Below are 11,988 nucleotides of genomic sequence, written 5' to 3' on the forward strand. Positions count from 1 at the left end.
ATCTTCCCCACGCTCGACGTTTTCCCCACCTTTGCAGAGGCGTGCAACATGGATTCGCGCATTGACGGATTTGAGACTAAAGGTATTTAGTCGCGAAGACGGCGTACGGCAGGCCGTACGCGAGTGCCCGGAGAAATCCCCCACCGCAGCCTGCGATGAATGAACCTGTCAACGTGGCGAGGTCGGCAGATGCCACCGCGGGTCGACGGCGCACAACCGACGGGCTCGATGCCAGGTTGAAAATGGTTCAACGGACCCGGCTACGCGCGGCGTGGCCGTCTGGCCGACTCCACCCGACGTGGTTTCGGCGATGCGATCCAGTAGGTCGCCGCGCGCCGGTCGCGTCGTCGCGACAACGGGTCACGAACGAGCCGGCTCGCCCAGCCGATGGGCGTGACAACCAGGAAATAGGCCATGACGAGTAAGAGGTCGGTCATTGTGGCGCAAGCCTCCGCGGCAATCATGGGATGCTAATCCAGGGGGATCTCTGTTCGCCAGTCACGGTCCTCCGACCAGGCGGGCTGGTCGGACTTGTGCAGCAGGAAGCTGCCTATGGCGAGCATGTCGATGTTGGTGCGCATGAAGCAGGTGTAAGCGTCCGCGGGCGTGTTCACGATGGGCTCGCCGCGGACGTTGAACGAGGTGTTGACGAGAACCGAACAGCCGGTACGCGCCTTGAACGCGGTCAGAAGCTCGTGAAGGGCCGGGCTGCTGTGCGCCGTGACCGTCTGCACGCGTGCGGATCCGTCGACATGGGTGACGGCCGGAATGGTGGAGCGCGGCACCCTCAGCAGGTCGAGGCCGGTCGCCCCGTTGTCGGCCGGGGTCGACAACTGCCGCGCCGCCGCCACTTGCGCCACCACCAGCATGTACGGGCTCTCCTGGCGGAGGTCGAAGTAGTCCTTGGCGTCAGAGGCCAGCACGGCCGGCGCGAACGGCCGAAACGACTCCCGGAACTTGATCTTCATGTTCATGGCGGACTGCATCCCGGGGTCGCGCGCGTCGCCCAGGATGGATCGAGCTCCCAATGCTCGGGGACCGAACTCCATCCGGTCCTGGAACCACCCGACGACCTTGCCGTCGGCCAGGGCCGCCGCCACCTCGGCGATCAACTCCCCGGCATCCAGACGGCGGTGCGGAATGTGGTGGCTGTCGAGGAACCGGTCGATCTGCTCGTCGCTGTATGCCGGGCCTAGCAGCGCACCGGACATCGCATCGCGTGCGCGGCGGACGTGGTCACGCGCGGCGCCCCGATCTATCGACACAGCCATCGCGGCCCCCAGCGCGCCACCGGCGTCGCCTGCGGCCGGCTGGACCCACACCTCGTCGAAGATCCCGCTGTCGGCAATCTTCCCGTTGGCGACACAGTTCAGCGCGACGCCACCCGCCAGGCACAGCTTCGACTCCCCGGTACGCTCCCGGGCGGTACGCGCAAGCCGGAGCAGGACGTCCTCGGTGAGGCTCTGCACCGATGCGGCGAGATCGAACTCCCGTTGTGTGAGCGGCCCTTCGGGGGTTCGGCGGTGCCCGTCGAACAGCTTCTCGAACGCCCGGCCGGTCATCACGTGCCCACGCAGGTATTCGAAGTACCGCATGTCGAGCCGGAACGACCCGTCTGGCTTGATGTCGATCAGGCGCTCTCTCATCAGACCGGCATATCGAGGCCGGCCGTACGGAGCGAGACCCATGAGCTTGTACTCTCCGGAATCGACTTTGAATCCGCAGAAGTAGGTCACGGCGGAGTACAGCAGTCCGAGGGAGTGCGGGAACCGGATCTCGGCCAATGGCTCAAGGGCCGTGCCGTGACCGTGCCACAGGGTCGTGGTGGCCCATTCGCCGACACCGTCCACGCAGAGAACCGCCGCCGAATCGTACGGGCTGGGAAAGAAGGCCGATGCCGCGTGGGACTCGTGGTGACGGCGCACCACCACCTCCGGTACGGCTCCAAGGCCGAGTGACGTGAGCTCACGCCGGACGATCTCGTCGGCGCGGCGCTTGCCGTCGGCCCGCAGCCAGGTCGGCAGCGTCTCGCGGAACGACGAGAAGCTGCTCGGCGCGGCGCCGATCATCGTCGCCAGCACCCGGCGGAACTTCAGCCGGGGATCCTCGTAGTAGGCGACCGCAGACAGGTCCGCGACGCTGGCACCGCACTCGTCGAGACAGGATCGGATGGCGTGGGAGGGAAACGCGGCGTCGTGCCGGCGTCGGCTGAAACGCTCCTCTTGAGCCGCCGCGACCGGTACGCCGTCGCGGACGAGCGCCGCGGCGCTGTCGTGGTAAAAGGCTGAAATGCCGAGGATGAGTTCAGGCATCGCCGCGCTCCGCTACCGTCACCCGGGTGGTGCCGGAACGCTGCCGTGTACGCGAGGCACGTCGGCCTGCCCATCGAGCCAGCGGCCCGGCGGGTGGGCTGAGCGAGCGATATCCGGTTCGGACGCGCTCCCATACCTCCGGTCGACTACTCGGCCCCGAGGAGTCCGGAAGTGCGGACATGAAGGTGTCCACAGCGTCCGCCGCCCAGGCGGAGTGTCCGGTTGCCACGTTGTCGATGGTGTTGTGGATGTCCACGAACCGGGTGCTGAAGCCATACTCGCGCAGAGCGACGCGGGCCCGGCGGTAGGCGCCGCCCACCCCGGACAGCTCCATGGCCAGATTGAGTCCGAGCAGTTCGGGCAGGAACGTACGCGGATAACGTCCGATGCACAGCCAGTACACCGGCAGCTCGAAAGACTCGTTGCGGAACCCCGGCCAGCGGGCGAACTCCAGCGACGAGGTCGGCGGGAGGTCGACGCCCATCTCGTGGAGCACTTCACGGTAGATGAGCGGATGGTTGAGCCTGGGCTCGCCGTTGCCGAGCTCGTCCCAGTAGGTCGCGAAGAGCGAGAAGCCGATCTCCGAGGGCGCCAGCTCGTAGTCGGTGAAGCCCTGCAGCCAGCTTCCGTCGATCAGGGTCAGTGGCGCGGTCTGGATGGCGTCGTCGATCACGGCCTCACGGGACGGCGGCGGAGCGTCCGCGCTTGCTTCGAACTCGTTGCTGTGCCTGTCGTGCTGCGCCTGCAGCCACGGCCGGAGACCTTCGGTCGTCCAATGTGGCGGCAGCGGCCCGGTCCGCCGGTCCACGCCGTACCGTGACCGGGCCAGCCAGCCCCGGACGTACCGCAGGGACCAGTTGTCCAGCGCCGGACCGCCGGCGCGGGACATCAGCAGGTGGTAGGCGCCGCGTGTGTCGGTGGGGCAGGGCCCGGGCGGTGGCTCGGCCGCCAGCAGGCCGGACAGCGGGGCCAGGCGGTGCTGGCCGACCGCGTGCGTGGCAGCCGCCGGGACGGTAACGGCACCGGCCGCCACCGGGGAGGACGAGGGGAGCGCGTCGATCCACCGCCGGATGACGGCGAGATCGTCGGGGGAGAAGATCCGGAACATCGGGCCGCGCTCGCCGATCATCCCGGTGACCAGCGGGCTGGTCGCCGAATTGCCGGGTTTGATCAACCGGCTCCGGGCCAGGACGGCGAGGAACGGTCGCGGGTCGCCACGACAGTCGCGCAGCCATGCCGACAGCGGCCGATCCTCGAGCATCACCTGGCCGTGATACACCGAGGCCTCCCGGGCGCGGAGCCCCATCAGCTCGGCCATGGCGTATCCGGGATCGAGCGATGCGGTGACGTCGGCGTGCAGCGACTCGACCGTTTCGCGAAGCGTGGCCAGCGCCCAGCCGAAGCCCGCGTACACGCTGCCCTTCGATTCCGGTCCGTCCTGGATCAGGGCGTCGGCGATGACCCGGCACTGTTGTGTGGCCGGCGCACCACCATTCCCGGCGCACGAGTAGTCGATGGCCGACCAGTCGGCCCGGATCTCCGCCCGTGCGATGGCGAGCGGGGGTGGGAAGCCCACCGCGCGCAGACAGAGGTCCGCCCCGACGATCTCCGGGCGGAAGTCGTCCGGCCGCCGGCTCATCAGCAAGAGCACCGCGGGCAGGCGGAACGCCGAATCGGCGATTCGCGTGTCACCGGCCAATCGGGCCAGGGGAACCGCGTATTCGGATGCGTGGATGTGGCGCAGCAGATCCAGGTACACGCCACCCCGCGCCGCTCCCGGGCGGCCCACGCCGATGTCGGATGCGTACAGCGCAAGGGCGCGCAGCGGCAGCATCGCGTCCGCGTTCCCCGGGCTGGTCATCCACTGCAGCCATGCGCCGGACGCGACACCGAGCGGCGCCCACCCGAGGGCTGCCCGGCGAACTGCCAGGCGACGGTTGTCACGGCAGGCGGCCTCGTCGATCGCTTCGAACCGCTCGGCGGTGGCCGCTGACCAGTCGGCTGCCTCCCGCGTGAGCTCGTCGAGTGAGCGAGCCGGGTCGGCGGCGACCCGCCGCAGCTCCGATCGCACGAGTTCCACCAGATCGCCACCGGGAATCGACGCCTCGGGGTCGGCCGACCGCGCGTAGACCCGGCGGAACACCGAGTCGGCGCCCTCGACGCTCGCATCGTCGTGCATACTCGCTCCCTCAACAACCAACCCGACACGTCCGGTCCAGCGGTGGAGCCTTCTAGAACATCGGGTAGATCGATGCGTCCTTACCCCGGCCCGGCGGGCGCTTGCGTCGGAAGAGCCGGTTGATGATCCTTCGCAGGAACGACACGGTGAACACCTCGTCTCGTGATGTCGACGACGCGCGCTAGGAGAGTTTCAGCGCCTCGGCCGTCGCCCTGGCGACGATGTCATGTCCCGTGTCGTTGTAGTGAACACGGTCGACGAACATCCAGTCCGCTTCGCCGGCCAGTTCGGCGACGACCGGATTGAGGTCGACGAAATTGACGCCCTGGCTCGCGCAGGCGGCACTCAGCGCGGTCGCGAAGGATCCGGCAAAGGCCGTCGAGGCGATGTCGGCGTATGCCTCATCCCACGGCCCCAATTCGGACATCTGATCGTACTCATCGAAGAGTGCCTGCTCTTGTGGCGCGTAGGCGTATCGCATCCACCGCGTCATCGGCTGGAGAACGTACGAGATGCGCGTGTCCGATCCGGCGATGCGACGCCAGATGTCGAGTTGGCGATGTGTCGTCTCGGTGGCGGAGGTGATCACCATTTGCGTGTCTCGGCGCAGGTCGTCCATGGTAGACACGGTCGGGGCCTGCTTGCCCCGGCGCCCGAAAAGCCTGGCACCCGGGCCGGCGGCCCGGCGCAGTTCCGCCATCTTCTCGAAGTATTCGCCACAGAAGAAGAAGGCGCCGTGGTCACCCTGCTGCCACTCGGGCAGTCGCGCCATGATGACGGCGTTCACTCCAGAGAAGATCACGATCTCGTCGATGTCGCCGAGCAGGTGCCGGTAGAGCGCAAGGAGGAGCACCTCCTGCGTCGGGTTGAAGCAGTAGCTGCCGAAGTTGAGCCAGGGCGCCGACGGGGCATACCGGCTCCACAGCAGTGACGCCAGCGTGTGCGAGTCATCCGTGGCGCCCACGCCCAGCGCCGACGAGCCGCCGGCCAGGATCCGGACCGGTCCGGGCGGGACGTTCCCCGCCGCGGAGGCGGTCACGCCCCCGCTCCCGACGCTCACCCGGAAACCGGAACGGTCGGTGTTCACCGACGGCGACACGAAGTTGGTCCGATGAAAATACATCAGGTACGGCACGTAATTGCGATGAGCCGGGTCCTTCAGCGCATCGTAGTCGCGCATTTGTGGAGTCAACTCGTAGCGTTTCGACTGGGCGGGCATTCAGGCCGTCCGCTACTCAAGCTCGCGCGGCGACGCCGCAGTGAAGATGGGTGTCGACAATGTAGGCCTTCCCCCGTGAAGCTCATGAGCCTTATGAGAGGTCACTGTGCCATACCAGTAAACGCATGGGCAACCCGTATCCGCAGAGATTTCGTGGGGTGCCGGGCTGTGAACGTGCGCGCTACCAGCGTCTTTTGCCGACATCTTTCGCCCACTGTGGTGCGTCGCCGCGCGGCTTCGCGTCGCTTGTGGACAAGGGGTGGCGTGAGCCGTGAGCATCGCCTAAGGTGAGGCGTAGAGATCAACAGACGCCGATGGTAGAAACCGGTAGTGGCATCGACCGACGTCATGGCCTTTGCCTCTTTTTCGTTGATCGGCATTCCGTGCGACGTTGAGCCGTGACGACTGCGAATGTGCGCGTCCTTGTCGCCGACCATGCTCCCGTTCGCCACCGACTGACGAAGGACCTGCCACGATGATCACCGCGCAGGGCATGCTGGACACGCTGACCGATCATGGTCATGCGCTGGTCACCGGCGTCCCGTGCTCCTACTTCGCGGGCCCGCTTCGGCTGCTGGATCGCGGGGTCGGACCCCGGTACATACCCGCGGTGAACGAGGGCAGCGCGATCGCGATCGCTGCGGGCGCGCAGCTCGGTGCGGAGCTGCCGGTCGTGCTGGCGCAGAACTCCGGCTTCGGCAACATGATCAATCCGCTCACCTCGCTGGTGCTTCCTTACCGGGTCCCGATGACGGTGATGGTCAGCATGCGGGGTTGGCCCACCGCGAGCGCGGGCGAGCCTCAGCATCACTGGATGGGACGTACAGTGCCGGGCTGGCTCGACTCCCTCGACGTCTCGCACTGGATGCTGACCGCCGACGGCCCGTCCCTGTCCGACCTGCTAGGGCGCGCCCGCCCGGTCCTCGACGACGGCCAACCGGCGTTCATTCTGGTCGCGAAGGGCGCCATCGCCGATGACGCGCCGGCCCCGGAGGCGCCGAGCGACGCGCGCCCGACCCGCGACGAGGTGGTCACGGCGTTGCTGGCAGAGGTGGGCGACGCCCACGTGCTGAGCACGACGGGATACCTGTCGCGCAGCTTGTTCAACCACGGCGACCGTGCTCGCAACTTCTACATGCAAGGCTCGATGGGGCACGTCTCGGGCATCGCGCTCGGTGCCGCACTGGCTCGCCCGGAGAGCCGATTCGTGGTGCTCGACGGCGACGGTGCCGTCCTGATGCACATGGGTGTCATGGCGACGGTCGGCGCCAACGCACCGTCCAACCTGACGCATGTCGTCTTCGACAACGGCGTGTACGACTCCACCGGCGGCCAGCGCACCGGCTGCTCGCACACCGACTTCGCGTCGGCCGCCATCGCCTGCGGCTACCGCGACGCCCGGACGGTCGAGACGATCGACGCCCTGCGCGGAGCGTTGCGCTCGGCGCTCGCCGCCTCCGGACCCATCGCCATCGTGGTACGTGGTGCCGCAGGTGGAACGGCCGGTGAACGGGCTTCGAACAACCTGCCCGTCGCCGAGATCGGCGCCCGTTTCCGCGACAGTCTGGCCGTCGCCGCACATCAGCCCGGCGGTCGGGTGCCGGCATGACGCCCGACGTTCGTATCGGCCGCGGGGTGGTGAGCCGGCTGCCCGAAGTGCTCGGTCAGGCTCGGCGGGTGCTGATCGTCCACGGCCGGCGCTCGTTCCGCGCCGGGCCGGCCGCGACAGCGGTGGACGGCCTCGCCACCGGCGTGCGTTACTACGCGGGCGTACGCCCGAATCCGGCCCTGCAGCAGGTTCGTGAGGCTGTCGCGCTCGCCCATGAGTTCAAGCCGGACACGATCGTCGGGATCGGTGGCGGCAGCGCGATGGACGTCGCGAAGTGCGTCGCCGTCCTGGGCCGGTGCGCCGCCGACCCTCGCTCGTTTCTGCTCGGATCAAGCCCGATACCCGACCGCCGATCCGTCCGCCTGGTCCAGATCCCGACGATCGCCGGCTCGGGCAGCGAACTCACCTGCTTCGCCACGGTGTACTTCGGGCACCGCAAGCTCTCGCTCGACCATCCGAGCGCACGGGCTGACCATGTCCTGATCGACCCGGATCTGGCTGCGACGGTGCCGATGCCGGCGGCCGCGGCGAGCGCCCTGGACGCGATGGCGCAGGCGGTCGAGTCGGCTTGGGCTGTCGCGGCTACCGTCGAGTCCCGCGACCTCGCCATGCGGGCGCTCGAGACCTTGACACCGGTCCTCGCGGCGGCGACGAGCGGGAGGACGTTTGCGGAGCCAGGACTGCGCACCGAACTGGCCCGCGGAGCCGCCCTTGCCGGTGCGGCGATCAACACGTCGCGCACCACCGCTGCGCACGCGCTGTCCTACGCACTGACCGCCAGGTACGGCATCACCCACGGCGCCGCGGTGGGGCTCCATCTGCGCTGGCTGATCGGTCATAACTCCGCGGTGACCGCGACCGATACACGCCATCCCGGTGGCCCCGACGCTTTGCGGCGCCTCATTGACGACCTGCAGCGGATCTGCCTCATGGGCGCCGGCGTTCCGCTGGAGACGATGATCGACCGTTTGCTCTCGATGCACGGCGCGGACGGGTTCCAGATACCGCGCCGCGAATGGCATGAAGATCTGTCCGGCGGGCGGGCGCTGAACAATCCACGTCAGGTGAGCCACGAGGACGTGCTGCGCAACACCTGCGTGCCACGACGCTCAAGCGGAATCGGCGCCGTCGCCCCCGGGCCGGCTCCGACGTACACAGGAGGTCTCATGAAGGCGTCTACCGATTCGTTGCCCTGTTTCATCGGCGAGCTCCCTGTTCCCGACCTCGAAGAACGGATCAAGGCTTCGGACGGCCTGCTGACGTTCGAGTGCGGCGACGAAGAGGCTGTGCTCCGGGCCGCGCGGAGTGTCGGCGAGGTGATGTTGCACCCGGACAGCGACGCCCGTGGTGTCACACCGATCCGGCTGACCGAAGGCCGGACGGACGTCGGGCTCACCACGGGCGAACTCATGGCGCACACGGACCGGCCGGCGACCGAGAACCCTCCCAGATATCTGTTCCTGTGGTGCAAGCGGGGATCCGACGACGGCGGCGAGACGGTCGCCTATCGTGGCCGCGATGTCGTGCGCTATCTGGAAGAACATGACCCGGACACCCTCACGGCGGTGACCTCGTCGCAGGCGGCGATCTTCCGGACCGCGCAGTACGAGCATGTCGGTCCGATCATCCGCATCGAGGATGGTGAAGTCGTGAGCGTGCGGCTGCGGTTCGATCGGCTCATCCATTTCTCCTGGGAGGTCGCACGGAACCTGCCCGCATTCCTCGTCGCGCTGGAATCCGTGGCAAGGCGTTTCGCTCTCCAGCCCGGCCAGGGCTACATCCTCGACAACCTGACCTGGTTCCACGGCCGGACCTCGTACACCGGCGACCGCGAGGTGTCCCGAATCATGGTTGCCTGAGCCGACCCGCCGATCCGATCCACTGAGAGTTGAAGAGGGCCCATGCGCATCCTTTTTGCCAGCCACTGCCCGCTCGACGCCTCGGGGAGCGGGATCTACATCCGGAAGGTCGCGGAGCGTCTCCAGTCGCATGGGCACGAAGTAATGACCTTGTGCCCCGCCGGAAGCGCGACCGACAGCTTCCCGTTCCCGCACGAGCTTGTCGGAACTCCGGGACGGCCGTCGCGGTGGAATCTCCCGTTTGAATTCCCCAATTTCAGCGGCCACCGCGACAGTCACCTGCTCTACGACGAACTCGACGCCTCCGGCATCGCTACCTACCTTGACGTATGGGAGTCCGCGCTGACGGACGTCATCCGGGAGTTCAAGCCAGATGTGATGCACGTGAACCACGCATTCCTGATCGCGTACGCGGCGTCGAGCATGCCTCTGCCCTATGTTGTGGTCTCACACGGCAGTGAATTCCTGCGACCGCGCCCGAATGCCTCGTTCGATGAGTATCGGCGGCAGGGCCTGCGGGGGGCGCGCGGAGTCGTCGCCATCACACCCGACATCGCAACGCTGATGTGCGAGGCGTCCGGCATCGACCGCGAACGCGTGCACATCGTGCCTCCCGGCTACGACCCAGAGGTGTTCCGTCCGTCGGCGGTCGACCGGAAGGCGATCTTGGAGTCGTTCGGTCTGTCGGCAGTGGCCCCGTGCGTCGCGTACATCGGACGGGTCGTCGAATACAAGCGCGTGCCCGACATGTTGACGGCGCTCGCGACGATCTCCGCTCCGCAGCGCCCGCAAGTGCTGGTGGTAGGGGACGGCCTGAGCCTGCCGCACTCGATGGAGGTCGCGAAGCGGCTCGGCCTGCATGACGTGGTCTTCGCCGGCCACATCGCCGACCGGTACCGGCTGACCGAGGTCTTCAACGCGATCGACCTGCTGGTGCTGCCCAGCGAGAACGACCCATACCCGATGACGGCGATCGAGGCCCTGGCCTGTGGCACGCCCGTGCTGACCAGCGACCGTTGCGGTGTGACGGACATCGTCGCCGACGTGGCCGGCGCCGTGTACCCCGTCGGTGACACGGGAGCCATCGCGGCGCGCGTTCAGGAGGCGGTGCGCGACGACTGGAAGGCCTCCCGCGGGCCGCACGGGCCGGCTCGCGTCGCTGCCAAGGCGTGGCCGGGCATCGTCGACCAGTTGCTCGACGTCTACCGCCAGGCTGTCCAGGTCTAGGAGGATGGTCTTGCAGGGTATCGTCGTCCGCACCGCGGAGCCCACACATCTCGGCGGCATACTCGAGCTGTGGCGTGCGGCCGGACACCGGAAGAGTGCCACCGACAACGTCGAGAGCCTTGCCGCGGTCCTTGCCCATCCGAACGCGACAATCCTTGTCGCCCTCGACGGTCATGCGCTGGTGGGTTCCGCGCTACCGGCCTGGGACGGCTGGCGCGCCACTGTTTACCGCGTGGTGTTACATCCTCGATGGCGGGAGCACGAGGAGATCGGCCTGACCTTGATCACAGCCGCTGTGACATGGCTGCGCAGGTTCGGCGTCGAGACCGTCAGCGCTCCCGTCGGTGACACCGCCGCCGCGCAACTGCTGTGGAAGCGTGCGGGATTCCGCCATGACGTGCAGACTCACCGCTTCACGCACGATATCGACCCGGATGGTGGCGAGCGTTGACGAGTCCCACGAGATCAGATGAGAAGGGGCCCGGAGCGGGACACGGCGACGACCCGCTGGCCCGGCCGGCCGTGGAGCGTGCGGACCCCAGCGGCATGATCGATGACGTCGTCGCGCAGCCGGCCCATCTCCGGGAAGCCTTGGCCCTCCTCCGCGACATGGAGCTACCCGGCGGTGATTTCCCCGGAGGGCTCGTGGTCTGTGGCATCGGCGGGTCTGCGCTCGCCGGGGAGATCGCCGCCGCGATCATCGGTTCCCGGGCACACCGTCCGTTGCAGACCGTGCGCGGCTATCGTCCGGAGCCGTGGGTCGGCCGGGGAACCTTCGTGTTCTGCCCTAGTTATTCGGGCAACGCCGATACGACGCTGGAATACTTCGCGGCCGCGCATGCGGCGGGGGCGACCGTGGTCGGACTGACCAGTGGAGGTCGTCTGGCCGAGCTCGCCGACCGGCGGGGGCTGCCGCTCGTGCGGGTCCCGGCCGGTTCCCAACCACGAACCATGACTTCCTTTTCGATAGTGACGGCGCTCTGTCTCGCCACGGCAGCCGAGGCCGGGCCGGATTTGCGGGATGAAGTCGCCGACGCTGCGGATTTTCTCGACGAACTGGTGCGGGAGTGGGGTCCGGAGGCTCCCGCCGACTCGCTGGCCAAATCCCTCGCGCGTGCGTTACACGAAACGCCCGTGATGATTTACGGTAGCGGTCCCACCACCCCGGTCGCGCACCGGTGGAAGACGCAGCTCAATGAGACCGGCAAGAAGGTCGCCTTTTCATCCGAACTGCTGGAAGCCGACCATCACGAACTGTGCACCTGGGGACATCTGCGCGATCCGGGATCCTGGGCGGGGATCTTCCTGGAGAACCGCGCGGACCAACACCCCCGGGCCGTGCGCCGCATGGAACTCACCGCCGAGATCATCGCGGACACCGGCGCGCCGACACACTGGGTTTCCGCTCGCGGCGCAACTCGGGCCCAGCGAATTCTCTCACTCGTGCTGCTGGCTGACTTCGTCAGCGTCTACACCGCGGCCTTGTCCAAGGTCGACCCGTCGGACATCGAACTGATCTCCAGGCTGAATCGATTGGTCGGCTGACCAACACGAGATAGGCGCATCTTGTCATGAATAACTAC

General features: G+C 67.6%; 8 protein-coding genes. 5 read left to right on the forward strand and 3 right to left on the reverse strand.

All coding sequences use genetic code 11. From position 1 onward, the window contains the following. Positions 1-470 precede the first annotated feature (470 nt). The 3 genes from IEY73_RS01620 to IEY73_RS01630 all read right to left on the reverse strand — a co-directional run bounded on the left by IEY73_RS01620 (position 471) and on the right by IEY73_RS01630 (position 5,671). Positions 471-2,312 (reverse strand): carbamoyltransferase family protein, encoded by a 1,842-nt coding sequence (locus IEY73_RS01620; protein ID WP_189077205.1) that lies wholly within the window; start codon positions 2,310-2,312, stop codon positions 471-473. Continuing rightward, a complete protein-coding gene (locus IEY73_RS01625; protein WP_189077206.1) occupies positions 2,305-4,491 on the reverse strand; it encodes an iron-containing redox enzyme family protein in 2,187 nt (728 codons plus the stop codon). Before IEY73_RS01625 ends, IEY73_RS01620 begins: the two co-directional genes overlap by 8 nt. 181 nt (positions 4,492-4,672) lie before the next feature. After that, entirely contained in the window at positions 4,673-5,671 is a 999-nt protein-coding gene (locus IEY73_RS01630) for an SGNH/GDSL hydrolase family protein (protein WP_229715349.1), read from the reverse strand. Between the two features lie 514 nt (positions 5,672-6,185). Here IEY73_RS01630 and aepY point away from each other — a divergent pair. The 5 genes from aepY to IEY73_RS01655 all read left to right on the forward strand — a co-directional run bounded on the left by aepY (position 6,186) and on the right by IEY73_RS01655 (position 11,950). Next, on the forward strand, positions 6,186-7,319 hold the full coding sequence (aepY, locus tag IEY73_RS01635; RefSeq protein WP_189077208.1) for a phosphonopyruvate decarboxylase: 1,134 nt from the start codon (positions 6,186-6,188) through the stop codon (positions 7,317-7,319). Further along, complete coding sequence (locus tag IEY73_RS01640) at positions 7,316-9,178, forward strand: iron-containing alcohol dehydrogenase (protein WP_189077209.1); 1,863 nt, start codon at positions 7,316-7,318, stop codon at positions 9,176-9,178. Before aepY ends, IEY73_RS01640 begins: the two co-directional genes overlap by 4 nt. Before the next feature lie 42 nt (positions 9,179-9,220). Next, on the forward strand, positions 9,221-10,405 hold the full coding sequence (locus tag IEY73_RS01645) for a glycosyltransferase (protein ID WP_189077210.1): 1,185 nt from the start codon (positions 9,221-9,223) through the stop codon (positions 10,403-10,405). Between the two features lie 10 nt (positions 10,406-10,415). Next, positions 10,416-10,856: a GNAT family N-acetyltransferase gene (locus tag IEY73_RS01650; protein WP_189077211.1), complete on the forward strand. Its 441-nt coding sequence runs from the start codon at positions 10,416-10,418 to the stop codon at positions 10,854-10,856. Between the two features lie 95 nt (positions 10,857-10,951). Further along, positions 10,952-11,950, forward strand: a complete 999-nt coding sequence (locus tag IEY73_RS01655; RefSeq protein WP_189077212.1) for an SIS domain-containing protein — start codon at positions 10,952-10,954, stop codon at positions 11,948-11,950. Positions 11,951-11,988 lie beyond the last annotated feature (38 nt).

It is taken from the genome of Mangrovihabitans endophyticus (assembly GCF_014646155.1).
GTDB lineage: Bacteria > Actinomycetota > Actinomycetes > Mycobacteriales > Micromonosporaceae > Actinoplanes > Actinoplanes endophyticus.